This is a genomic window from Klebsiella sp. BIGb0399, assembly GCF_003752615.1.
GTDB classification, from domain to species: Bacteria; Pseudomonadota; Gammaproteobacteria; order Enterobacterales; family Enterobacteriaceae; genus Klebsiella; species Klebsiella lignicola.
Genome location: NZ_RKHT01000007.1, coordinates 741,752 through 764,147 on the forward strand (window position 1 = coordinate 741,752; position 22,396 = coordinate 764,147).

The 22,396-nt window shown below is 54.2% G+C and carries 23 protein-coding genes, 1 rRNA gene and 1 other annotated feature; of the genes, 15 read left to right on the forward strand and 9 right to left on the reverse strand.

Going from position 1 to position 22,396, the window contains the following annotated elements; all coding sequences use genetic code 11:
• The first annotated feature begins 93 nt into the window (after positions 1-93).
• Positions 94-684, forward strand: a complete 591-nt coding sequence (gene grpE / locus EDF82_RS18195; protein WP_148060401.1) for a nucleotide exchange factor GrpE — start codon at positions 94-96, stop codon at positions 682-684.
• A 117-nt stretch (positions 685-801) separates the two neighbouring features.
• Here grpE and EDF82_RS18200 read toward each other — a convergent pair whose 3' ends face one another.
• Both EDF82_RS18200 and EDF82_RS18205 read right to left on the reverse strand, forming a co-directional pair.
• Positions 802-2,088 (reverse strand): HlyC/CorC family transporter, encoded by a 1,287-nt coding sequence (locus EDF82_RS18200; RefSeq protein WP_123756910.1) that lies wholly within the window; start codon positions 2,086-2,088, stop codon positions 802-804.
• A 75-nt stretch (positions 2,089-2,163) separates the two neighbouring features.
• Positions 2,164-2,955, reverse strand: coding sequence for an inner membrane protein YpjD (locus EDF82_RS18205; RefSeq protein WP_123756911.1), 792 nt, complete (start codon positions 2,953-2,955; stop codon positions 2,164-2,166).
• Between the two features lie 171 nt (positions 2,956-3,126).
• Between EDF82_RS18205 and ffh the strand changes: the two genes are divergently transcribed.
• The 7 genes from ffh (at position 3,127) to EDF82_RS18240 (ending at position 8,721) form a co-directional block, all read left to right on the forward strand.
• Positions 3,127-4,491, forward strand: a complete 1,365-nt coding sequence (gene ffh / locus EDF82_RS18210) for a signal recognition particle protein (RefSeq protein ID WP_123756912.1) — start codon at positions 3,127-3,129, stop codon at positions 4,489-4,491.
• A 249-nt stretch (positions 4,492-4,740) separates the two neighbouring features.
• Positions 4,741-4,989: a 30S ribosomal protein S16 gene (gene rpsP, locus EDF82_RS18215; protein ID WP_110277455.1), complete on the forward strand. Its 249-nt coding sequence runs from the start codon at positions 4,741-4,743 to the stop codon at positions 4,987-4,989.
• An 18-nt stretch (positions 4,990-5,007) separates the two neighbouring features.
• Complete coding sequence (rimM, locus tag EDF82_RS18220; protein ID WP_123756913.1) at positions 5,008-5,556, forward strand: ribosome maturation factor RimM; 549 nt, start codon at positions 5,008-5,010, stop codon at positions 5,554-5,556.
• A 31-nt stretch (positions 5,557-5,587) separates the two neighbouring features.
• Positions 5,588-6,355, forward strand: a complete 768-nt coding sequence (trmD, locus tag EDF82_RS18225; protein ID WP_123756914.1) for a tRNA (guanosine(37)-N1)-methyltransferase TrmD — start codon at positions 5,588-5,590, stop codon at positions 6,353-6,355.
• A gap of 39 nt (positions 6,356-6,394) precedes the next feature.
• Complete coding sequence (gene rplS / locus EDF82_RS18230; RefSeq protein WP_095282974.1) at positions 6,395-6,742, forward strand: 50S ribosomal protein L19; 348 nt, start codon at positions 6,395-6,397, stop codon at positions 6,740-6,742.
• A 120-nt stretch (positions 6,743-6,862) separates the two neighbouring features.
• A complete protein-coding gene (locus tag EDF82_RS18235) occupies positions 6,863-7,297 on the forward strand; it encodes a DUF2946 domain-containing protein (RefSeq protein WP_123756915.1) in 435 nt (144 codons plus the stop codon).
• Between the two features lie 53 nt (positions 7,298-7,350).
• Positions 7,351-8,721, forward strand: a complete 1,371-nt coding sequence (locus tag EDF82_RS18240; RefSeq protein WP_123756916.1) for a PepSY domain-containing protein — start codon at positions 7,351-7,353, stop codon at positions 8,719-8,721.
• Positions 8,722-8,726: 5 nt separating this feature from the next.
• On the opposite strand, the gene EDF82_RS18245 is transcribed toward EDF82_RS18240, so the two are convergent.
• Genes EDF82_RS18245 through EDF82_RS18255 form a run of 3 tightly spaced genes read right to left on the reverse strand, consistent with a single transcriptional unit; the run spans position 8,727 to position 10,949 of the window.
• Positions 8,727-9,212 (reverse strand): OmpA family protein, encoded by a 486-nt coding sequence (locus EDF82_RS18245; protein WP_123756917.1) that lies wholly within the window; start codon positions 9,210-9,212, stop codon positions 8,727-8,729.
• A gap of 11 nt (positions 9,213-9,223) precedes the next feature.
• The gene (gene dgcN / locus EDF82_RS18250; RefSeq protein ID WP_123756918.1) at positions 9,224-10,447 is read right to left on the reverse strand and encodes a diguanylate cyclase DgcN; all 1,224 of its coding nucleotides are present in this window, start codon (positions 10,445-10,447) and stop codon (positions 9,224-9,226) included.
• The gene (locus EDF82_RS18255) at positions 10,440-10,949 is read right to left on the reverse strand and encodes a YfiR family protein (RefSeq protein ID WP_123756919.1); all 510 of its coding nucleotides are present in this window, start codon (positions 10,947-10,949) and stop codon (positions 10,440-10,442) included. Before EDF82_RS18255 ends, dgcN begins: the two co-directional genes overlap by 8 nt.
• Before the next feature lie 349 nt (positions 10,950-11,298).
• Here EDF82_RS18255 and aroF point away from each other — a divergent pair, with 349 nt between their 5' ends.
• From aroF to EDF82_RS18270, 3 genes are all read left to right on the forward strand, one after another.
• A complete protein-coding gene (gene aroF / locus EDF82_RS18260; RefSeq protein WP_123756920.1) occupies positions 11,299-12,369 on the forward strand; it encodes a 3-deoxy-7-phosphoheptulonate synthase AroF in 1,071 nt (356 codons plus the stop codon).
• 9 nt (positions 12,370-12,378) lie between these two features.
• The gene (tyrA, locus tag EDF82_RS18265; protein WP_123756921.1) at positions 12,379-13,500 is read left to right on the forward strand and encodes a bifunctional chorismate mutase/prephenate dehydrogenase; all 1,122 of its coding nucleotides are present in this window, start codon (positions 12,379-12,381) and stop codon (positions 13,498-13,500) included.
• A gap of 66 nt (positions 13,501-13,566) precedes the next feature.
• Positions 13,567-14,439, forward strand: coding sequence for an SMP-30/gluconolactonase/LRE family protein (locus EDF82_RS18270; protein WP_123756922.1), 873 nt, complete (start codon positions 13,567-13,569; stop codon positions 14,437-14,439).
• On the opposite strand, the gene pheA is transcribed toward EDF82_RS18270, so the two are convergent.
• From pheA to bamD, 4 genes are all read right to left on the reverse strand, one after another.
• The gene (pheA, locus tag EDF82_RS18275) at positions 14,436-15,596 is read right to left on the reverse strand and encodes a bifunctional chorismate mutase/prephenate dehydratase (RefSeq protein ID WP_123756923.1); all 1,161 of its coding nucleotides are present in this window, start codon (positions 15,594-15,596) and stop codon (positions 14,436-14,438) included. The two genes, EDF82_RS18270 and pheA, sit on opposite strands and share 4 nt — an antisense overlap.
• Positions 15,597-15,628: 32 nt before the next feature.
• Positions 15,629-15,753 (reverse strand) — a sequence feature (Phe leader region).
• Complete coding sequence (gene pheL / locus EDF82_RS25315; protein WP_125294913.1) at positions 15,705-15,752, reverse strand: pheA operon leader peptide PheL; 48 nt, start codon at positions 15,750-15,752, stop codon at positions 15,705-15,707. (Overlaps the previous feature by 48 nt.)
• A gap of 106 nt (positions 15,754-15,859) precedes the next feature.
• Entirely contained in the window at positions 15,860-16,195 is a 336-nt protein-coding gene (gene raiA / locus EDF82_RS18280; protein ID WP_004866516.1) for a ribosome-associated translation inhibitor RaiA, read from the reverse strand.
• Between the two features lie 271 nt (positions 16,196-16,466).
• Positions 16,467-17,204 (reverse strand): outer membrane protein assembly factor BamD, encoded by a 738-nt coding sequence (gene bamD / locus EDF82_RS18285; RefSeq protein ID WP_100686641.1) that lies wholly within the window; start codon positions 17,202-17,204, stop codon positions 16,467-16,469.
• 131 nt (positions 17,205-17,335) lie between these two features.
• Between bamD and rluD the strand changes: the two genes are divergently transcribed.
• The 4 genes from rluD to EDF82_RS18305 all read left to right on the forward strand — a co-directional run.
• Positions 17,336-18,316, forward strand: coding sequence for a 23S rRNA pseudouridine(1911/1915/1917) synthase RluD (gene rluD / locus EDF82_RS18290; RefSeq protein WP_123756924.1), 981 nt, complete (start codon positions 17,336-17,338; stop codon positions 18,314-18,316).
• Complete coding sequence (yfiH, locus tag EDF82_RS18295) at positions 18,313-19,044, forward strand: purine nucleoside phosphorylase YfiH (protein ID WP_123756925.1); 732 nt, start codon at positions 18,313-18,315, stop codon at positions 19,042-19,044. Before rluD ends, yfiH begins: the two co-directional genes overlap by 4 nt.
• 129 nt (positions 19,045-19,173) lie before the next feature.
• On the forward strand, positions 19,174-21,747 hold the full coding sequence (clpB, locus tag EDF82_RS18300) for an ATP-dependent chaperone ClpB (protein WP_123756926.1): 2,574 nt from the start codon (positions 19,174-19,176) through the stop codon (positions 21,745-21,747).
• A 465-nt stretch (positions 21,748-22,212) separates the two neighbouring features.
• Positions 22,213-22,396, forward strand: a 16S ribosomal RNA gene (locus tag EDF82_RS18305); the annotation flags it as partial.

Consider the following 22,396-nt stretch of genomic DNA (forward strand, 5'->3'; position numbering starts at 1 on the left):
GACAATCTGACGGCTTCCCTTGAAACCCGGAAACGGATCCCCATAATAAGCGAAGTTAGCGAGATGAATGCGAAAAAAAACGCGGAGAAATTCATGAGTAGTAAAGAACAGAAAACGCCTGACGGGCAAGCCCCGGAAGAAATTATCACGGAACAGCACGAGAGCGTTGAGGCTGTTGAGCCTGAAGTTTCGGCTGAGCAGGTGGATCCGCGCGATGAAACAATTGCGAATCTGGAAGCACAGCTTGCTGAAGCACAGAAACGTGAACTGGAAGTGAAACTGCGCGCGAAAGCCGATGAAGATAACCTGCGTCGTCGTACCGAACTGGATATCGAAAAAGCGCACAAATTTGCGCTTGAGAAGTTCGTCAACGAACTGCTGCCGGTTATCGACAGTCTGGATCGCGCACTGGAAGTGGCGGACAAAGCCAACCCTGACATGGCCTCTATGGTCGAGGGTATCGAGCTGACGCTGAAGTCGATGCTGGATGTTGTACGCAAATTCGGCGTGGAAGTGATTGCCGATACCAACGTACCGCTGGATCCTAACGTCCATCAGGCCATTGCGATGGTTGAGTCTGACGATGTGGCTGCGGGCAACGTGCTGGGCGTGATGCAAAAAGGCTATACCCTGAACGGACGTACCATTCGCGCGGCGATGGTCACCGTGGCAAAAGCGAAGTAATTCGCTTCCAAACGGCCGCCAGCCGGTGGCCGTTTTTCTCTTTCTCTTATCTTCTGCCCGTTTCCGGGGCAAAAAAACGGCGAACCCCAGGCTCGCCGTATCTGATTTGCCGGATGATTACTCGGCGACGCTTTCGCGAATCGGTTTGACCGGCATGACCTTGACCTGCTTAATCATGTTGTCCTGAACGTCGAGAATATCGATATCGTATTGCTCGATGCGCACGCGCGTGCCGGGAACCGGGATCTCTTCCAGCGCTTCCAGAATAATACCGTTAACCGTTCGCGCTTCATCTTCCGGCAGGTGCCAGTTAAAGGCTTTGTTGATTTCACGGACGTTGGCGCTGCCGTCGATAATCACCGTGCCGTCGGTTAGCGGCGTCACTTCTTCCGCCAGCGTTGGTGACATCGAGGTGGTGAAATCGCCGACGATCTCTTCGAGAATGTCTTCTACCGTTACCAGGCCCTGGATATCGCCATACTCATCGACCACCAGGCCGACTTTCTTCTTATTCCGCTGGAACTTCACCAACTGTGTGCTGAGCGGCGTTCCTTCCGGGACGTAATAGATCTCATCGGCGGCGCGCAGCATCACCTCTTTGGTGAACTCTTTTTTCTCGGTCATCAGGCGGTAAGCTTCGCGCACGCGCAGCATGCTGATGGCGTCATCCAGCGAGCCGCGATACAGCACAATGCGCCCATGCGGGGAGTGGGTCAGCTGGCGAACGATGGCCTTCCAGTCGTCGTTAATATCAATCCCGATGATTTCATTGCGCGGAACCATGATGTCGTCAACGCTGACCTTTTCGAGATCCAGCACCGACAGCAGCATGTCCTGGTTGCGGCGGGAGATCTGGGTCCGCGACTCGTTCACGATGGTGCGCAGCTCATCTTTGCTCAGCGCGCCGCTGACGATGATATCGGTTTTGATGCCCATCATGCGCATCAGCAGGCGGGTGATGGTGTTAAGAAACCACACCAGCGGCATCATCAGCACCTGTAACGGTGCCAGCAAGAAACTGCTGGGGTAGGCCACTTTTTCCGGATACAGCGCGGCGATGGTCTTCGGCAGGACTTCGGCAAAAACCAGCACCACAAAGGTCAGTACGCCGGTGGCAATCGCCACCCCGGCATCGCCATACAGGCGCATACCGACAATCGTCCCGAGTGCGGAGGCGAGGATGTTGACGAGGTTATTGCCGATCAGCACCAGGCTGATTAAGCGGTCAGGTTTACGTAGCAGTTTTTCGACACGCTTCGCCTGGCGGTTGCCCTGTTTGGCCATGTGGCGCAGACGATAGCGGTTCAGCGTCATCATGCCGGTCTCTGAACCAGAGAAGTAGGCGGAGATGATCACCATGATGATCAGTGTGACGATCAGCGTGGTGGTAGATATGTGTTCCAGGGGGGACTCCTTAGCGCCTGGCCCGGTAGGCTGTTTGTCTCGATGATGCCTGCCGGGCCAGGCTTGTAGTCTGGGTTAACTCATTAACTGTTGCAGCACGCGGCTGCCGAAGTAGGCCAGCGTCAGCAGTCCGGCCCCGGCGACGTTAAACCAGACGACCCGGCGACCGCGCCAGCCTTCATGATAATGTCCCCACAGCAGAACGATATAGACGAACCACGCCACGATCGACAGGACGGCTTTATCGATATTTTCCGTGCTGAACAGATTCTGCATGTAGAACAGGCCGGTGCAGAGCGTCAGGGTCAGCAGAACCACGCCAACCTGGGTGATATGAAACATTTTACGCTCAATACTCATCAGCGGTGGCATTTCATGGCTGAAAGCGAGCTTTTTGTTTTTCAACTGATAGTCAATCCATGCCAGCTGCAGCGCATACAGCGCGGCAATGATCAGCGTCGCGTAAGAGAACAGCGACAGGCCGATATGCACCAGCATCCCCGGCGTGGTTTCGAGGTGGGTGATGTATTCGTTGGGGACGAAGGTGGCGAAAGCCAGATTAATCAGCGCAAACGCATAAACGATGGGTAGCAGCAGCCAGCCACGGTTGCGCGAAGCAACGATGGTCATCACCGTACAGATCATCAGGCTCACCAGCGAGCCGACGTTAAGCAGGCTGAGATTTTGCCCGCTCTCTCCGCCGGGGAAAATGCGTGACTCCAGCGCAAAAGCATGACAAATCAACGCAATTGTTGCGGAAAGTATCGCCATTCGCCGCCAGCTGCTGTTTTTTTGCAGTAAGCCGGGGACGATCAGCGCAAGGCTGATGGAATAGGCGACAAGCGCGAGTAGAGCAAAAACAGGCATATGGGCGTCGACTGTTGACTAAATAAGTAAGAAAGATAAGCAGTATAGCGTTACGCGACGTCTGCTCCAACCGTTGCATCACATCGCGCTTCATGTCGTGTTATACTGCGCCAAATCCGTGTTTTTCGAGTCGCTACCGCGACCGACAGTTTCCACCTCAGGCGAGAGACAATGTTTGATAATTTAACCGATCGTTTGTCGCGTTCGCTGCGCAACATTAGCGGCCGCGGACGCCTTACCGAAGACAATATTAAAGACACCCTGCGCGAAGTGCGCATGGCGCTGCTGGAGGCGGACGTTGCTCTGCCTGTCGTGCGTGATTTCATCAGCCGCGTCAAAGAGAGCGCGGTGGGTCATGAAGTTAACAAAAGCCTGACCCCGGGCCAGGAATTCGTCAAAATCGTACGTAACGAACTGGTTGCGGCGATGGGCGAAGAGAACCAGGCGCTGGATTTAGCCGCGCAGCCGCCGGCTGTCGTGCTGATGGCGGGCCTGCAGGGTGCGGGTAAAACCACCAGCGTTGCCAAGCTCGGTAAATTCCTGCGTGAGAAGCACAAGAAGAAAGTGCTGGTTGTCTCCGCGGACGTTTATCGCCCGGCGGCGATTAAACAGCTGGAAACCCTGGCCGAGCAGGTTAGCGTTGATTTCTTCCCGTCCGACGTGGGCCAGAAGCCTGTCGATATCGTCAACGCGGCGCTGAAAGAAGCCAAGCTGAAATTCTACGACGTGCTGCTGGTGGATACTGCCGGTCGTCTGCACGTCGATGAAGCGATGATGGACGAGATCAAACAGGTCCACGCTTCACTGAATCCGGTAGAAACGCTGTTTGTCGTGGATGCGATGACCGGCCAGGATGCCGCGAATACCGCCAAGGCCTTTAACGAAGCGCTGCCGCTGACCGGCGTGGTGCTGACCAAGGTCGATGGTGATGCTCGTGGCGGTGCGGCGCTGTCTATTCGCCACATCACCGGCAAACCGATCAAGTTCCTCGGTGTCGGCGAAAAAACCGAAGCGCTGGAGCCGTTCCACCCGGATCGTATTGCATCCCGTATTCTCGGCATGGGCGACGTGCTGTCGCTGATCGAAGATATCGAGAGCAAGGTTGACCGTGCACAGGCCGAGAAACTGGCTTCCAAGCTGAAGAAGGGCGATGGCTTCGACCTGACCGACTTCCTTGAGCAGCTGCGCCAGATGAAAAACATGGGCGGCATGGCCAGCCTGATGGGTAAACTGCCGGGTATGGGGCAGATCCCGGACAACGTCAAATCGCAGATGGACGACAAAGTGCTGGTGCGGATGGAAGCGATCATCAACTCGATGACCCTGAAAGAGCGCGCCAAACCTGAAATCATTAAAGGTTCACGTAAACGCCGTATCGCCGCGGGCTGTGGCATGCAGGTGCAGGATGTGAACCGTCTGCTCAAGCAGTTTGACGATATGCAGCGCATGATGAAGAAGATGAAGTCGAAAGGCGGCATGATGAAGATGATGCGGGGCATGAAAGGGATGATGCCGCCAGGATTCCCTGGTCGCTAATCGGCCTGGCTTGTTTGCCATTTCGGCACCGGGGTGTGCTCGCCATCCTCACGTACTACGTGTACGCTCCGGTGGTTGCGCGCACGTCGGCACCGAACTGACCGCACCGCCGACGGCCTTTTATAGCCGACTTATCAACTGTTGATTGCAATTTCCCCAAAAATGAGTAAAATTTTCGGGCTTTTAATATGACACCCGGGCTCCGTTCCTCGATGGGGCCCGGTTGTTCTATTCACACAAGAGGATGTTATGGTAACTATTCGTTTAGCTCGTCACGGCGCTAAAAAGCGTCCGTTCTACCAGGTTGTTGTCACTGACAGCCGTAATGCACGTAACGGTCGCTTCATCGAGCGCGTTGGTTTCTTCAACCCGATCGCATCTGCGAATGAAGAAGAAACTCGTCTGGATCTGGATCGTATCGCTCACTGGGTTGGCCTGGGTGCGACAGTTTCCGATCGCGTAGCTACGCTGATCAAAGCAGCAAACAAAGCAGCTTAATCTGTCACGGTGGTCATGATGAGCAAGCAACACACCGCACAAGCACCTGTTGATCCGATTGTATTGGGCAAGATGGGTTCTTCCTACGGTATCCGTGGTTGGCTCAGAGTGTTTTCCTCCACCGAAGACGCCGAAAGCATTTTTGACTATCAGCCCTGGTTAATCCAGAAGGCGGGTCAGTGGCAGGTTGTTGAGCTGGAAAGCTGGCGCCACCACAATCAGGACATCGTGATTAAGCTGAAAGGCATTGACGATCGCGATGCTGCGAATCTGCTGACTAATTGTGAAATTGTCGTCGATTCCTCGCAGTTGCCGAAGCTCGAAGAGGGCGACTATTACTGGAAAGACCTGATGGGTTGCCTGGTAGTCACCACTGAAGGTTATGGCCTGGGTAAAGTCATCGATATGATGGAAACCGGGTCAAATGACGTTCTCGTCATTAAGGCAAACCTGAAAGATGCATTTGGCATCAAGGAGCGGTTGGTTCCGTTCCTCGATGGGCAGGTTATCAAGAAAGTCGATCTCGCTACTCGTACAATCGAAGTAGATTGGGATCCTGGTTTTTAAATTATCCGGATAAACGGTAAAAGACGGCGCTATGTGGATTGGCATAATTAGCCTGTTTCCTGAAATGTTCCGCGCAATTACCGATTACGGGGTAACTGGCCGGGCAGTAAAAAATGGCCTGCTGAGCATCCAGAGCTGGAGTCCTCGTGACTTTGCTCATGACCGGCACCGTACCGTGGACGATCGTCCTTACGGCGGCGGACCGGGGATGCTAATGATGGTGCAACCCTTACGGGACGCCATCCACACAGCAAAAGCCGCGGCAGGTGAAGGCGCTAAGGTGATTTATCTGTCACCTCAGGGACGCAAGCTTGATCAAGCAGGCGTCAGCGAACTGGCAACGAATCAGAAACTGATTCTGGTGTGCGGTCGCTACGAAGGGATAGACGAGCGCGTAATCCAGACCGAAATTGACGAAGAATGGTCAATCGGTGATTACGTTCTCAGCGGTGGAGAGTTACCGGCAATGACGCTGATTGACTCCGTTTCCCGGTTCATTCCGGGAGTTCTGGGCCATGAAGCATCAGCAACGGAAGATTCCTTTGCTGATGGGTTGCTGGACTGTCCACACTATACTCGCCCTGAAGTGTTAGAAGAGATGGAAGTACCGCCAGTATTGCTGTCGGGAAACCATGCTGAGATACGTCGCTGGCGTTTGAAACAGTCGCTGGGCCGGACCTGGCTTAGAAGACCTGAACTTTTGGAAAACCTGGCTCTGACTGAAGAGCAAGCAAAGTTGCTGGCGCAGTTCAAAACTGAACACGCACAACAGCAACATAAACATGATGGGACGGCGTAAGCCCCCAATATCAGTTTACCCAGGATAAGAGATTAAATTATGAGCAACATTATTAAGCAAATTGAACAAGAACAGATGAAGCAGGACGTACCTTCCTTCCGCCCGGGTGATTCCGTGGAAGTGAAAGTATGGGTTGTTGAAGGTTCCAAAAAACGTCTGCAGGCATTCGAGGGCGTGGTTATCGCTATTCGTAACCGCGGTCTGCACTCTGCATTCACTGTTCGTAAAATTTCCAACGGCGAAGGCGTTGAGCGTGTCTTCCAGACTCACTCTCCGGTCGTTGACAGCATTACTGTTAAACGTCGTGGTGCTGTACGTAAAGCTAAACTGTACTACCTGCGTGAGCGTACCGGTAAGTCTGCTCGTATCAAAGAGCGTCTTAACTAAGATTCGCTTTCGCGACATCCTGATGAAAAGGGCTGGCCTGATGGGCCGGCCCTTTTTTTATCTTTAATTTAACCATCGTGATGTAAATCATTTACAATATCCCCTCATCTCGGAGGGGCGGTGGTCAGCGATATTTCTCAACACTCAACAATCGAACGGCGGGCCGCATGGCTGGCGCTTTTTTCGATCCTGTTGATCGTGATCGCACCGCTGATTTCGGTTTCGTTGCAAAAAGATCCGATGAGCGCCATGCCGGGCATGCACCATGCGATGATGGGCATGACGCACGATATGGTGGAGCCGCATTCTGCCGCGTCCACTGATCCCTCCTCGACGCATACGCAACCGCTTGACCATGCCGAAGCCTGCGGCTATTGCGTGCTGTTAGCCCATGTTCCGGGGCTGCTCTTTGCGCTGGCGGTGTTGCTCTCTATCGTCCTGCGTCGCGTTCGGGTCCTCTTCCCCTGTCTGGTGCTGAAACGCCGACATTACTTTCCCTGGCTTTACCCGGAAACCCGCGCACCGCCGCACCGTTCTGCTTTTCCCGCTTTCTAAAAATAATGTGCGCACTGCGCAACGTTCTCTTTTTGCTTTCAGAAAGGAAAAGTATGACAACCTGCACCTCGCGCGCGGCATGGCTCAACCTGCTGCGACGTCTCCATTTTTACATTGGTCTGTTTGTCGGGCCGTTTATCTTTGTGGCGGCCTTGACCGGTACGCTTTACGTCGCCACCCCGCAGCTGGAGAACTGGCTTTATCGGGACGCCCTGCACGGCACGCTCAACGGCGAAAGCCAGCCCCTGAGCTTACAGCTGGCGGCGGCGCAAGACGGCACTCACGGTAACCTTCGTTTACAGGCGGTGCGTCCGGCCCTCAACGCCGGTGAAACCACCCGGGTGATGTTTGCTGACCCGCAGCTGGGCGAGTCTGAAACGCGGTCAATTTTTATCGATCCGGTGACGCTGAAGGTGACGGGGGACATGACCGTCTACGGAACCAGCGGAATTTTACCGCTGCGCCAGTGGATCGATTACGCCCACCGCTCGCTGTTGCTAGGCGATAGCGGGCGGCTTTATAGCGAGCTGGCGGCATCGTGGATGTGGGTGGCGGCGCTCGGGGGGATCGTGCTCTGGGCGATGACCCGTCCCCGCCGACGGATCAACAACCGGATGCAGAACCACCGTCGTTTGCACGTCTCTCTGGGCTGGGCGCTGCTGGCGGGCATGTTGCTCTTTTCTGCCACCGGCCTGACCTGGTCGCAGTGGGCGGGCGGCAACGTCGATAAGATGCGAGCTGCGTTCGGCTGGCTGACGCCGCAGGTGAATACCCAACTGCATAGCGCGATGCCGATGGCGCATGACCCACATGCAGAACATCATATGGGGCATATGGCGATGACGGAGGCCATGCCATCAGCATCGGGCGAGCAGTTTGATCACGTGCTGACGGTGGCGCAGGCGGCGGGCCTGGATGCCAGCAAGCTGGAAATCCGCCCACCGGCAGCGGCCGGCCGGGCGTGGACGGTCACGGAGATCGACAGAAGCTGGCCGACCCAGGTTGATGCGGTGGCGATTGATGGTGAACGGATGCAGGTGGTGGATCGTACCCGTTTTGCTGATTTCCCGCTGATGGCCAAGCTGACCCGCTGGGGCGTGGATTTCCATATGGGGATCCTGTTTGGCCTGGCCAACCAGTTGCTGCTGATCGCCTTCGGTATCGCGCTGTGTGTGATGATCGTGGTGGGATATCGTTTGTGGTGGATCCGTCGTCCGGCCCACGCGGCGTTTAACCCGGCAAACACCCTGGTTCAGGCGTGGGTGAATCTCGGGTGGCCAGCCCGTGTCATCACGCTGGCGATCGCGGTGATGTTGGGGCTGGCGTTGCCATTGATGGGCGTCAGTCTGGCGGCATGTCTGGCGATCGACTATCTCCGCTGGCGCGCGGCTACAGGCGTCACGCTCGCGAACTCCGTCGACTAAGCCGCTTAAGGCGTGCTGATCACCACCGTGACGCGGCGGTTTTCAGCACGGCCTTTCGCCGTATCATTACTGGCAATCGGATACTTTTTACCTAACCCGCGGGTGGTTAAATTACTGCGCGGGATGTTGGCTCCCTTCGTCCAGGCATCTGCGACAATATCAGCCCGTTTAAGCGACAGAGCTTCGTTGTAGCTGTCCTCGCCGTAGTTGTCGGTGTGGCCATCCAGTCGGCCATGTGTAATGCCGGTTGCGGCCAGTCGGGAGGCCATTTTCTGGATTTGCGCCTGGCTGTCGCTACGCAGATGGTAGTCGTTTTTATCAAACAGAATGCTGTCGGATAAACCCAGTGACCAGTCACCCTCAGTTTCCGTAAAGCCGTATGACTGCATCGCGGCAATTTGTTCCGCAGAGAATTTTCCTTGCGGTGCCGTCTGGCAGCCGCTGAGTAAAGCCACTGCTATCAGTGCGGGAGCAAAATATTTCCTGAGCATGGTGGATCCCTTTAATTTTGTACTTGCTGAATACGCTGGTGTTTTTTCCGATACATATTTTGATCGGCGAACTCCTGCAGGCTTTCCGCAGAGTGATGTTCCCAGGCTAACGCATAGCCAATACTGAGAGACAAAGTTGCCGTATGGCCGTTGTGCAAATTAAACGGCTCGAGGAACAGAGCCGAGAGCGTGGCGCAAAGTGCCTGCACTTCCGCCTCTGAATGAACATCGCGCAGCAGGATCGCAAACTCGTCGCCGCCTAAACGCCATGCCTGATGGCGCTTGTTGGCAAAGGCCATCAGCCGGCTGGCGACGTCGATCAGGACTTTGTCACCCGTTGCATGACCCCAGTTGTCATTAATCAGTTTAAAGTTGTCGCCATCGAGGAACAGTAATGCTGAGCGCTGGCGGGCGGTGTCATCTTTCATTAATGCCATGATAATGCTGCGGAATGCGGCACGGTTGGCCAGTCCGGTCAGCGGGTCATGCAGGGACGAGCGTAACAGCTGGGCATTTTTCGCCTGCAGCTGCTGCTGCCAGTCCTCCATTTCGCCCAGCAGGCTATTAAAGTCCTGGGCAAAAAGATGGAATTCCTCAATGTGTTCTTCCGGAACCCGACGGGAGAAATGACGGTTTTCCCGAATATCGTGAACCACTTCAGTAATACTTTGCAGCGCGGTGACAATACCGTGGTGCAGTGAGTGGGTCAGCAATAAGGAAATCACTGAGGCCAGCAGAATACTGCCGGTTAATACAATGATCGAGATCGCGAGGAAATGGCCGATCATGCTGTCCAGCGCTTTCAGACGAAGTTCGCCGATGACTTTCCCTTGATGCATGATCGGCTGCCTGGTCGGTTCCGGGAACAGCCATTGGCTGATAATTCCGCTCAGTTTCTCGTGGCGGACCAGATCGGTATTCTGCCAGACGGCAAAGCGATTTTGCTGGTTGTCCAGCACCAGGGCTTCAGAGAATTGTCCCTGTTTCCCGAGCGTCGCCAGGGTTTCTTCCGCGGCGGAACTGTCATCAAACACCAGCGCGGCCTCAAGGCTTCGGCTCATGGTGGCGGCGGTCAGCGCCAGGTTTTTTTGCGCATATTGCTTAAGCGTAAATACCGAGGCGGTGCTCAGCAGCATCCAGACCAGCGTCATTGAGATCACCACACTTATCACGCTGATACGGCGCAGCGCTCTTTTAAACGTCGGGCGTGGAGCCTGTGATAATTCCTTATTCATGTGCGCTATTCCGGGCAAGCATCAGTACGTCTGGATTAACCCGTACGCCGCTGTGCGTCAGGACATCCAGATTCACGGAGAATCTGACCCTCTCGTCATTGATAATCAGGCAAAAAGCACTACCAATCGCGCATTCGCTATTTTGTTCTGCGATCAGCAAAAGAGGACGGGATTGATATTTTGAGGTGAGTTCTGCCTGCTGAGACGGCGACTCGCTGCCAAAATAAAACCCATCACAGACCGTATTCATTGCTTCTTGAGTATTGTGAACAATGACCGGCCGATATGGCAACGCTTCAGGCTTTTCCTGAGCAAGGCTCTGTACGTAATGTGAGGTAGAAAAAATACATAATTTAGGCAGACCGGATAATGCAGGCCAGCGGGTATAAGTGACAATACCTGAAACAATAGCCCGAACATTTTTCGGCGGCTCGGAGGCGAAAACAGGGTAGCCCACGATAAATAATAAAAATATAAAAATAAGACGGTGAAACTGTTTCATTAACGGATCCGTCAGGTTCGTCTTAATGCATGAAGTGCAGATCGTTGATGTTCTGGCGCAGGATACCACTGTTGGCGAGGAGCGTCATTAATCACTGCTTTATCCTTACGGCAATTTCATCCAGGATTTTTCGTAAAGGAATGGTGAATAAAGTAACTGCCCTGGTAGCATAATCGCTATATTGTATATATATGTTTACATTGAATGGCGATTTTCAGGCCATTTAATTTGCAGGTGTAAAGTAAAATTTACGGAATATGGATTGAAATCTTTACTTTGTGTGGTATCGTTACGTCACTCCTCAGCCGAGGAACCCATTATCGCAAACGAGCTACACAGGATCGCCATCATGCAAAAAGACGCGCTGAACAACGTACATATTACCGACGAACAGGTTTTGATCACTCCGGATCAGCTGAAAGCTGAATTCCCGCTGAGCCTTGAACAAGAAGCGCAGATTGCGCAATCCCGCCAGACAATCTCTGACATTATCGCCGGCCGCGATCCGCGCCTGCTGGTGGTGTGTGGTCCTTGTTCAATTCACGATCCTGAAGCGGCAATTGAGTACGCCCATCGTTTTAAAGCACTTGCCGCAGAGGTCAGCGATAGCCTCTACCTGGTCATGCGCGTCTATTTTGAAAAGCCTCGTACTACCGTGGGCTGGAAAGGGCTGATTAACGATCCGCACATGGATGGCTCGTTTGATGTTGAAGGCGGTCTGAAAATTGCGCGTCGCCTGCTGGTTGAGCTAGTGAGCATGGGATTACCGCTGGCAACAGAAGCGCTGGATCCGAACAGCCCGCAATACCTCGGCGATCTCTTTAGCTGGTCTGCAATCGGTGCACGTACCACCGAATCCCAGACTCACCGTGAAATGGCGTCGGGCCTGTCGATGCCGGTTGGCTTTAAAAACGGCACAGACGGCAGCCTCGCAACAGCAATCAACGCCATGCGTGCCGCCGCCATGCCACACCGCTTTGTCGGGATTAACCAGGCCGGCCAGGTTTGCCTGCTGCAAACCCAGGGCAATCCGAACGGCCATGTGATCCTGCGCGGCGGTAAATCGCCGAACTACGGCCCGGAAGATGTCGAAAAATGCGAAAAAGAGATGGCGCAGGCGGGACTGAAACCGTCGCTGATGGTAGATTGCAGTCATGGTAATTCTAACAAAGACTACCGCCGCCAGCCTGCGGTTGCAGAATCCGTCGTTGCACAGATCAAAGATGGTAATCGTTCCATTATTGGCCTGATGATTGAAAGTAATATCCACGAAGGTAATCAGTCTTCTGAACAACCGCGTTGCGATATGAAATACGGCGTATCCGTTACCGATGCCTGCATCAGCTGGGAAACCACCGATGCTCTGCTCCGCGAACTTGATAAAGATCTGCGCGGTCATCTGGCGGCTCGTCTGGGGTAAGAGGAAAGTATGGTTGCTGAACTGACCGCGTTACGCGATCAAATTGATGAAGTCGATAAGGCGCTGCTGGGATTACTGGCACGCCGCCTGGAGCTGGTCGCGGAGGTCGGAGAAGTTAAAAGCCAGTATGGCCTGCCGATTTACGTTCCGGAACGTGAAGCGGCGATGCTGGCTTCCCGGCGGGAAGAGGCGTCAGCGCTTGGCGTCCCGCCGGATCTTATCGAAGACGTGCTGCGTCGCGTCATGCGCGAGTCATATTCCAGCGAGAACGACAAAGGCTTTAAAACGCTGTGTCCGAATCTGCGTCCGGTAGTGATTGTCGGCGGCGGCGGGCAGATGGGGCGTCTGTTTGAAAAAATGCTGACGCTTTCAGGCTACCAGGTCCGTATTCTCGAGAAAGAAGACTGGCCACGCGCGACAGAGATTGTTGCCGATGCCGGGATGGTTATCGTCAGCGTGCCTATTCATACCACGGTTGAGACGATTGGCCGGCTGCCGCCATTACCGGCGGATTGCATCCTGGTGGATCTGGCGTCGGTTAAAGCAGAACCGTTGCAGGCGATGCTGGCGGCGCACCGTGGTCCAGTGCTGGGCCTGCACCCGATGTTCGGTCCGGACAGCGGGAGCCTGGCGAAGCAGGTCGTGGTTTACTGTGACGGTCGTCAGCCGGAAGCGTATCAGTGGTTCCTGGAACAAATTCAGGTCTGGGGCGCGCGTCTGCACCGTATCAGCGCCGTTGAGCATGACCAGAATATGGCCTTTATTCAGGCGCTGCGCCACTTCGCGACCTTTGCTTACGGCCTGCATCTGGCAGAAGAAAACGTCCGCCTGGAACAACTGCTGGCGCTGTCATCACCGATCTACCGCCTTGAGCTGGCGATGGTAGGCCGCCTGTTTGCCCAGGACCCGCAACTGTATGCCGACATTATTATGTCGTCAGAAAATAACCTGGCGCTGATTAAACGTTACTACCAGCGTTTTGGTGAAGCGATTGGTCTGCTGGAGCAGGGAGATAAACAGGCGTTTATCGACAGCTTCCGCAAAGTGGAGCACTGGTTTGGCGACCATGCTCAGCGCTTCCAGAGCGAAAGCCGGACGCTGCTGCGTCAGGCGAATGATAACCGGCAGTAACGGAAAACCGTATATAATCAAAGCCAGAGGGGAAACCCGCTGGCTTTTTTTATAGGGATGACAACGATGGCTGAACCACAACCGCTGTTTGATTACGCAGGACATCTGCCGGAATGCCCGACCTGGAGCGAGACCGAGCAGGCGCTCTACTGGGCCGATATCCTTGAGTGTGAAATCCACCGCTATGACATCAACAGTGGTGAGCATCAGGTCCTGCAATTTCCCGAAGAAGTGGGCTGCTTTGCTCTGCGCGAGAAAGGCGGTTTTATCGTGGCGCTACGCAGCGCTATCTGGTTAACCGATGCGCACGGCCTGCTGCGACGTAAAATCTGTGATAACCCAAGCAACCCGCAGCTGGCACGCTTTAACGACGGCGGTACCGACCGCGAGGGGCGCTTTTACGCCGGGACATTCTGGGGGCCGGGAGATTTTAATGGTGCGCTGCTGATGCGGATCAACCATGACCTGTCGCCTCGGGTGATTCAGTGTGACATTCATGGCGCCAACGGCCTGGCATTTAGTGACGATAAACGTTGGATGTATACCTCTGATACGCCAAATGCCGTGATTTACCGGACGCCGCTGGATGAGCAGGGCGAACCCGGCAAGCGGGAAGTCTTCCGTCGTTTTCAACCGGGGGAGGGGATCCCTGACGGGGCGGCTATCGACGAAGAAGGGTGCTACTGGAGTGCAATGTTTGACGGCTGGCGGATTGCCCGCTTTTCCCCGAGCGGAGAAGCGCTGGAAACCTACCGGCTGCCGGTGCGCTGCCCGACGATGGTCTGTTTTGGCGGCGCGGATATGCGCACGCTGTACATCACCACCACCCGGGAAAACATGGACGCCGACGAAGTACAGCAATATCCGCTCTCTGGCGCCATCTTCACCCTGCCGGTTGCGGTAGCAGGGATGAAGAAGCCAGTATTTATTGAGCGTTAAATCGGGTCGACCGGCACCACGTTTTCGCCCGGGTAGCAGCCGAGAACCTTCATAGAACGGGTAATCTCGGCCAGCTCTTTCAGTGCCTTACGCATCGGGATTGATTCGAGGTTGGCCTGGATATCCAGATAAAACATCTCTTCCCACGGGTTACCGTGAATCGGGCGCGATTCCAGCTTGGTCATGATCAGGTTGTGGTTGCGCAGTACCAGAAGCGCTTCAACCAGCGCACCCGCCTGTTGACCGGTGGCCATCAGCAGCGTGGTTTTTGCCGGTACCTGATCGGAAACATTCACCGCTTTGCGTGCCAGCACCAGGAAGCGGGTAATGTTTTGTGTTTGGTTCGCCTGGCAGTGTTCCAGCACCTGCAGGCCGTACAGCGCGCCGCCGGCTTCGCTACCCAGCGCGGCAACGGCAGGAGAGTTAGCCTGCGCCACTTTCTCCATCGCCGCCGAGGTGCTTTCGGTATATTCAATTTTCCAGTGTGGATAACGGCTCAGATACTGGCTGCACTGCTGAAACGGCTGCGGGTGGCTATACACGGTCTGAATACGTTGCGGGTCGGTTGACGCCGAGACCAGCACGCAGTGATCGATGGGGATCGTCAGCTCGCCAACGATCGACAGGCTGGTGTGCTGTAGCAGATCGTAGACGTCGTTGATCCCGCCGGAGCTGGTGTTTTCAATGGGGACGACCGCGTAGTCGGCCTGTCCGGTTTCTACCTGATTGAAGATATCGGCGAATTTAGCGCAGCCGCTCTCGATGAACTGCTCGAAGTGGCGAGCGGCGTACTGGCGTGCGGCAAGATGTGAGTATGACCCTTTCGGCCCGAGGAACGCCACGCGTGCTGAGTGCGGATTGATTTTATTCAGGTGTTGCTGCAGCAGCGTTTGTTGAGTGAGTACTGAATCCTCGATGATCAGCTGGAACAGGCGTGTGATGTAGTGGGCATCGAGGTGATGGCTTTTCCCCAGCGTCATCAGCCGCTCCAGCAGGTCACGTTCGCGGTCGATATCACGGACCGGACGGTGCGATGCCAGCTTGGCTTTACCTACTTCTACCGCCAGCCCACGGCGTTCTGCCAGCAGCGCGAGCAGTTTTTCATCCAGTGCGCTGATCTTATCGCGCAGGGCCAGTAACGGGTTTTCCTCGGTCATATTGTGTTGCCTTTATTGTTATTCATTTATCAAAAAAAAAGGCCTCCCGCTTGGGAGGCCTTGTTGTTCGTCTTCGCATTCTTTATCACACGACGAATTGCCTCCCGTTCAGGGGAAGGTAAAAAAGAATGCGAAGAAGAACGGTAGTTGTTTCACGGTGATATCCTTTGGTTGATGGCAGTTACAGTACCCGTACTGTTTTCATCCTGTCAATAAAAAACGCGCCCGAAGGCGCGTGGCGTTACACAATATTAAGTTAAGGATTACTCTTCTTCTTCCACAAAGCCTGCCTCTTTCACCGATGTTGCGGCGCGGCGGGCTTCCCCTTTGTGTTGCACTTTATTCAGCTGCCGTTCCAGCTTGTTGATTAATTCGTTGATAGCGACGTACATATCTTCACTTCTTCCGCTGGCAACCAGGTGACCATTAGGCGTGTTGATGGTTGCGTCAGCGACAAAACCCTGCGGCTCTTTGGAGAGAATGATGTGCGGGTTGATTAAGTGGGTTTGCCATTTATCCAATTTGGCGAGACGGTCTGCGACGTGCTGGCGGATTGCCGGAGTAATTTCCATTTGTTTACTGGTAATGTTCATTGTCATAAATTTTACCTCTTGTCTTTCCCGTCTTGGTGAACTCAGCATACCTCGCCCAATGTCAAGATGTGTGATTAAGATCACATTTTAATGTCACTTTTTGTCAGCGAATTCATTTTGTGAGGCAGGGCAGGAACAGGTGAGATTTTACTTGTCGAACAGGGGAAAGGGCGTCATATTTGATAGGATGTCTCGGCGCTAAAACGCTTCAGCTTTGGTGCCTGAGCAATAAAAAAACGGCAGCTCATAGCTGCCGTTTTGCTTATCTGAAATGCAATCAGGTGTTTTTGCTGTTAGCCGCGATGATTTTCGCTACTTTATCGGCCTGGGCATTCATTTGCATCTGGCGATAGGCGTTTTCCATCTTCGGCAATGCATCGCGAGTGGCCTGTGTATCCGGATAGCTGCGCAGCATGCCATCAACACGGTTCACCACGGCAACCCATGCACCACGGTCGGTGTAGTAATCCACCACTGACAGCTCGTACTTCGCCAGGCGATCCTTCAGGAACACCATGCGTTTGTAGGCATCGGTGGCATACTGGCTGTTCGGATAACCGCGCACCAGTTTGGAGAAGTCGTTAAAGGCATCGCGCGCGTGCTGTGGATCGCGGTCGGAACGATCGACCCCGAAGAAGCCTTGCAGCGCACTGTCATCCAGAGCCATATTTGTCAGACCACGCATATAAATGACGTAATCAATGTTAGGATGTGTCGGGTTCAGACGAACAAAGCGGTCGATGGCTGCCTGAGCCAGCGGTAGATCGGCATTTTTGTAATACGCATAAATCAGGTCGAGCTGTACCTGTTGGGAATAAGGACCGAACGGGTAGCGGTTATCCAACGCTTCCAGTTGCGTTATTGCCTGTTTCCAGTTACCGTCCTGCAGCTTTTGCTGAGCGGTCGCGTAGATTTCATTCGGCGGATTATCAGGCACCTCTTCCTTTGAGCCGGAGCAACCCACCAAAGCCAGGCTCAGTGTGGCCGCTGCCACCAGGTATTTCATGCGCGTCATGACGTTTTGACTTCCTCAAAATGTTTATGCGGGAGAATCTCTGTTCCTGCTCCCGATTAAGACCAGCTACAATAGCACACTATATTAAACGGCAAAGCCGTAAAACCCAACGTTAAACGAAGAAGCTGTATATGGCACAACGAGTACAACTCACCGCAACGGTGTCCGAAAATCAACTCGGACAACGCTTAGATCAGGCTTTGGCCGAAATGTTCCCTGATTATTCGCGATCGCGAATAAAAGATTGGATCCTTGACCAGCGAGTGCTGGTAAACGGCGCTGTCAGCGACAAGCCGAAAGAGAAAGTTTTAGGGGGAGAGCTCGTCTCCATCGATGTTGAAATCGAAGAAGACGTCCGCTTCGAACCGCAGGATATTCCGCTCAATATCGTTTATGAAGATGATGACATCCTCGTCATTAACAAACCGCGCGACCTGGTTGTACACCCGGGCGCGGGCAACCCCGACGGTACTGTGCTGAATGCGCTGCTGCACTACTATCCGCCGATTGCCGATGTCCCGCGCGCGGGTATCGTGCACCGTCTGGATAAAGACACGACCGGCCTGATGGTCGTCGCGAAGACTATCCCGGCGCAAACTCGCCTGGTGGAATCGCTGCAGCTGCGTGAAATCACCCGTGAGTATGAAGCGGTGGCGATTGGCCACATGACTTCCGGCGGAACGGTGGAAGAGCCTATCAGCCGTCACCCGACCAAGCGTACGCACATGGCGGTACACCCGATGGGTAAACCGGCGGTCACGCACTATCGTATTATGGAGCACTTCCGTATTCATACGCGCCTGCGTCTGCGTCTGGAAACCGGTCGTACGCACCAGATCCGTGTGCATATGGCGCATATCACCCATCCGCTGGTGGGCGATCAGGTATATGGCGGCCGTCCGCGCCCGCCGAAAGGCGCTTCGGAAGCGTTCATCACCGCGCTGCGCAAGTTTGACCGTCAGGCGCTGCACGCGACGATGCTGCGTTTGTACCATCCGATCAGCGGTATTGAGATGGAATGGCATGCGCCTATTCCTCAGGATATGGTTGATCTGATTGACGCAATGCGTGCTGATTATGAAGACCACAAGGACGATATTGACTGGTTATGACTAAACTGATTGTACCGCAATGGCCTGTGCCGGAAGGCGTGGCGGCCTGTAGCTCCACGCGTGTTGGCGGCGTCAGCCTGCCTCCGTACGATTCACTCAATCTGGGTGCCCATTGCGGAGACAATCTGCAGCATGTGGAAGAGAACCGCCGGCGGATGTTTGCCGCAGGCGGGTTACCGTCGTATCCGGTCTGGCTGGAGCAGGTGCATGGCACTGCCGTGCTGAAACTGGATGGCGGGCCATATGAGTCAAAGCGAGCGGATGCGTCATACTGCAATACGCCGGGCACGGTGTGTGCCGTGATGACCGCAGACTGCCTGCCGGTGCTTTTTTGCAATCGTGCAGGAACCGAAGTTGCGGCTGCACATGCCGGCTGGCGTGGGTTATGCGACGGCGTGCTCGAAGCAACCATCGCCTGCTTTGCCGATAAGCCAGAAAACATTCTGGCCTGGCTCGGTCCGGCCATCGGTCCCGAGGCGTTTGAAGTCGGTCCGGAAGTGCGCGATGCCTTTATGAGTAAAGACGCGAAGGCCGACAGCGCTTTTCGGCCGGTCGGTGAGAAATACTTTGCCGATATTTATCAGCTTGCCCGCCAGCGCCTGGCTAACGTGGGCGTGACGCAGATCTTCGGCGGCGATCGCTGTACGCTAAGCGAAAAGGATGATTTTTTCTCTTATCGCCGCGATAAGACGACGGGTCGTATGGCGAGTTTCATCTGGTTGAGATAACCTCGCGAGTCAAGACGATCCAGACGGCAAACATATTTTTTGCATAGTTCAGGTCTTTAACCTTGAATAATTGAGGGATGACCTCATTTAATCTCCAGTAGCAAATTTGACCTGTTTATGGGAGGAATTATGCGTCTGGATCGTCTTACCAATAAATTCCAGCTTGCTCTTGCCGATGCCCAGTCTCTTGCACTTGGGCACGACAACCAATTCATCGAACCTCTTCATCTAATGAGCGCCTTGCTGAATCAGGAAGGGGGATCGGTACGTCCTTTATTAACGTCTGCTGGCATTAACGCCGGAGAGTTAAGCACAAGCATCACTCAGGCGTTGAGCCGTTTACCGCAGGTGGAAGGCACCGGTGGCGACGTGCAGCCGTCTCAGGATCTGGTGCGTATTCTGAATCTTTGCGACAAGCTGGCGCAAAAGAGGAAGGACAACTTTATTTCGTCAGAACTGTTCGTCCTGGCGGCGCTTGAATCACGCGGTACGCTGACCGACCTTTTAAAATCTGCCGGAGCAACAACCGCCAATGTGACTCAGGCGATTGAACAAATGCGCGGAGGTGAAAGCGTGAACGATCAGGGTGCCGAAGACCAACGTCAGGCATTGAAGAAATTTACGGTCGATCTGACCGAGCGGGCTGAACAAGGCAAACTGGATCCGGTGATTGGCCGTGATGAAGAGATTCGTCGGACAATCCAGGTCTTGCAGCGGCGCACTAAAAATAACCCGGTTCTGATTGGTGAACCCGGCGTCGGGAAAACGGCCATCGTGGAAGGACTGGCGCAGCGTATCGTCAACGGTGAAGTACCGGAAGGGCTGAAAGGCCGCCGTGTACTGGCGCTGGATATGGGGGCGCTGGTGGCCGGGGCGAAGTATCGCGGTGAGTTCGAAGAGCGTCTGAAAGGCGTCCTGAACGATCTCTCCAAACAGGAAGGTAACGTCATCCTGTTTATTGATGAGCTGCACACTATGGTGGGGGCAGGGAAAGCAGACGGCGCAATGGATGCCGGCAACATGCTGAAACCTGCGCTGGCTCGTGGTGAGCTGCACTGCGTCGGCGCGACCACCCTCGATGAGTATCGTCAGTATATTGAAAAAGATGCTGCGCTGGAGCGTCGTTTCCAGAAAGTGTTCGTGGCTGAACCGTCAGTGGAAGATACCATCGCGATTCTGCGTGGTTTAAAAGAGCGTTACGAGCTGCATCACCATGTGCAGATCACCGACCCGGCGATCGTCGCAGCCGCAACGTTGTCGCATCGCTATATTGCTGACCGTCAGTTGCCGGATAAAGCCATCGACCTGATCGATGAGGCCGCGTCCAGCATTCGTATGCAGATTGACTCGAAGCCGGAAGAACTCGACCGACTCGACCGTCGTATTATCCAGCTCAAGCTGGAACAGCAGGCGTTGAAGAAAGAGGCCGATGAGGCCAGTCTGAAACGGCTGGATATGCTGAATGAAGAGCTGGCCGATAAAGAGCGTCAGTATTCAGTATTAGAAGAAGAGTGGAAGGCGGAAAAAGCGTCACTCTCCGGAACTCAGACCATCAAAGCCGAGCTGGAACAGGCGAAAATCGCGATTGAGCAGGCGCGTCGCGTCGGCGACCTCGCGCGGATGTCTGAACTGCAGTACGGCAAAATTCCGGAACTGGAGAAACAGCTCGCGGCTGCCACCCAGTCTGAAGGTAAAACTATGCGTCTGTTGCGAAATAAAGTGACCGATGCGGAAATTGCCGAAGTGCTGGCCCGCTGGACCGGTATTCCGGTGGCGCGAATGATGGAAGGTGAGCGTGAAAAACTGCTGCGGATGGAGCAGGAGTTGCACAGTCGGGTGATCGGTCAGAACGAAGCGGTTGAAGCGGTATCCAACGCGATTCGTCGTAGCCGTGCCGGGCTGTCTGACCCGAACCGTCCAATCGGATCGTTCCTGTTCCTCGGTCCAACCGGTGTTGGTAAAACCGAGCTTTGCAAAACGCTGGCTAACTTTATGTTCGACAGCGACGATGCAATGGTGCGTATCGATATGTCCGAGTTTATGGAGAAACACTCCGTCTCGCGTCTGGTTGGTGCGCCTCCGGGATATGTCGGCTATGAAGAAGGGGGCTATCTGACCGAAGCAGTTCGTCGCCGTCCGTATTCCGTCATTCTGCTGGATGAAGTCGAAAAGGCCCATCCGGATGTGTTCAACATTCTGTTGCAGGTGCTGGACGATGGTCGTCTGACCGATGGGCAGGGGAGAACGGTCGATTTCCGTAATACGGTGGTGATCATGACCTCTAACCTTGGTTCGGATCTGATTCAGGAACGTTTCGGGGCGCTGGATTACGGCCATATGAAAGATCTGATTCTGGGTGTGGTTAGTCAGAACTTCCGCCCGGAATTCATCAACCGTATCGATGAAGTGGTAGTCTTCCACCCGTTGGGTGAAAAACACATTGCTTCTATTGCGCAGATCCAGCTGCAGCGTCTGTACAAACGTCTGGAAGAACGTGGTTATGACGTTCATATGTCCGATGAGGCGCTGAAACTGCTGAGCGCGAATGGTTACGATCCGGTGTATGGCGCGCGTCCGTTAAAACGCGCTATCCAGCAGCAGATCGAAAACCCGCTGGCGCAGCAAATTCTTTCCGGTGAGTTAATTCCTGGTAAAGAAGTGCAGCTGGTGGTCAAAGACGACCATATCGTCGCAGTGCAGTAAATCACAAAACGACAAAAACGGGCCCAATGGGCTCGTTTTTGTTTAAAAACCAGGCAAGAATTAAAGTCCGAACGCAAAGTTGTTTAATAAGTAAGCGAACGAATTGTTTTTGTGAATTTAAACTTGTCACGTCAGAATTACTGCCTATAATGCGCCTCCACTGACACGGAACAACGGCAAACAAGCCGCCGGGTCAGCAGGGTTCTCCGCTGAAAGCCAGCCGAGTGACCCGGCAGAGAAAGGCAAAAATAAATGCTTGACTCTGAAGCGGGTAGGCGTATTATGCACACCCCGCACCGCTGAGAAAAAGCGAAGCGGCACTGCTCTTTAACAATTTATCAGACAATCTGTGTGGGCACTCAAAGTGACATGGATTCTTAACGTCCTCGGACGAAAAATGAATACCAAGTCTCTGAGTGAACATACGTAATTCATTACGAAGTTTAATTCACGAGCATCAAACTTAAATTGAAGAGTTTGATCATGGCTCAGATTGAACGCTGGCGGCAGGCCTAACACATGCAAGTCGAGCGGTAGCACAGAGAGCTTGCTCTCGGGTGACGAGCGGCGGACGGGTGAGTAATGTCTGGGAAACTGCCTGATGGAGGGGGATAACTACTGGAAACGGTAGCTAATACCGCATAACGTC

What these genes read in the sequence shown, in the direction of transcription:
- grpE (WP_148060401.1), top strand. Translation starts at nt 94, where the DNA reads ATGAGTAGTAAAGAACAGAAAACGCCTGACGGGCAAGCCCCGGAAGAA.
- EDF82_RS18205 (WP_123756911.1), bottom strand. Translation starts at nt 2,955, where the DNA reads ATGCCTGTTTTTGCTCTACTCGCGCTTGTCGCCTATTCCATCAGCCTT.
- ffh (WP_123756912.1), top strand. Translation starts at nt 3,127, where the DNA reads ATGTTTGATAATTTAACCGATCGTTTGTCGCGTTCGCTGCGCAACATT.
- rpsP (WP_110277455.1), top strand. Translation starts at nt 4,741, where the DNA reads ATGGTAACTATTCGTTTAGCTCGTCACGGCGCTAAAAAGCGTCCGTTC.
- rimM (WP_123756913.1), top strand. Translation starts at nt 5,008, where the DNA reads ATGAGCAAGCAACACACCGCACAAGCACCTGTTGATCCGATTGTATTG.
- trmD (WP_123756914.1), top strand. Translation starts at nt 5,588, where the DNA reads ATGTGGATTGGCATAATTAGCCTGTTTCCTGAAATGTTCCGCGCAATT.
- rplS (WP_095282974.1), top strand. Translation starts at nt 6,395, where the DNA reads ATGAGCAACATTATTAAGCAAATTGAACAAGAACAGATGAAGCAGGAC.
- EDF82_RS18240 (WP_123756916.1), top strand. Translation starts at nt 7,351, where the DNA reads ATGACAACCTGCACCTCGCGCGCGGCATGGCTCAACCTGCTGCGACGT.
- EDF82_RS18245 (WP_123756917.1), bottom strand. Translation starts at nt 9,212, where the DNA reads ATGCTCAGGAAATATTTTGCTCCCGCACTGATAGCAGTGGCTTTACTC.
- dgcN (WP_123756918.1), bottom strand. Translation starts at nt 10,447, where the DNA reads ATGAATAAGGAATTATCACAGGCTCCACGCCCGACGTTTAAAAGAGCG.
- EDF82_RS18255 (WP_123756919.1), bottom strand. Translation starts at nt 10,949, where the DNA reads ATGAAACAGTTTCACCGTCTTATTTTTATATTTTTATTATTTATCGTG.
- aroF (WP_123756920.1), top strand. Translation starts at nt 11,299, where the DNA reads ATGCAAAAAGACGCGCTGAACAACGTACATATTACCGACGAACAGGTT.
- tyrA (WP_123756921.1), top strand. Translation starts at nt 12,379, where the DNA reads ATGGTTGCTGAACTGACCGCGTTACGCGATCAAATTGATGAAGTCGAT.
- EDF82_RS18270 (WP_123756922.1), top strand. Translation starts at nt 13,567, where the DNA reads ATGGCTGAACCACAACCGCTGTTTGATTACGCAGGACATCTGCCGGAA.
- pheA (WP_123756923.1), bottom strand. Translation starts at nt 15,596, where the DNA reads ATGACCGAGGAAAACCCGTTACTGGCCCTGCGCGATAAGATCAGCGCA.
- raiA (WP_004866516.1), bottom strand. Translation starts at nt 16,195, where the DNA reads ATGACAATGAACATTACCAGTAAACAAATGGAAATTACTCCGGCAATC.
- bamD (WP_100686641.1), bottom strand. Translation starts at nt 17,204, where the DNA reads ATGACGCGCATGAAATACCTGGTGGCAGCGGCCACACTGAGCCTGGCT.
- rluD (WP_123756924.1), top strand. Translation starts at nt 17,336, where the DNA reads ATGGCACAACGAGTACAACTCACCGCAACGGTGTCCGAAAATCAACTC.
- yfiH (WP_123756925.1), top strand. Translation starts at nt 18,313, where the DNA reads ATGACTAAACTGATTGTACCGCAATGGCCTGTGCCGGAAGGCGTGGCG.
- clpB (WP_123756926.1), top strand. Translation starts at nt 19,174, where the DNA reads ATGCGTCTGGATCGTCTTACCAATAAATTCCAGCTTGCTCTTGCCGAT.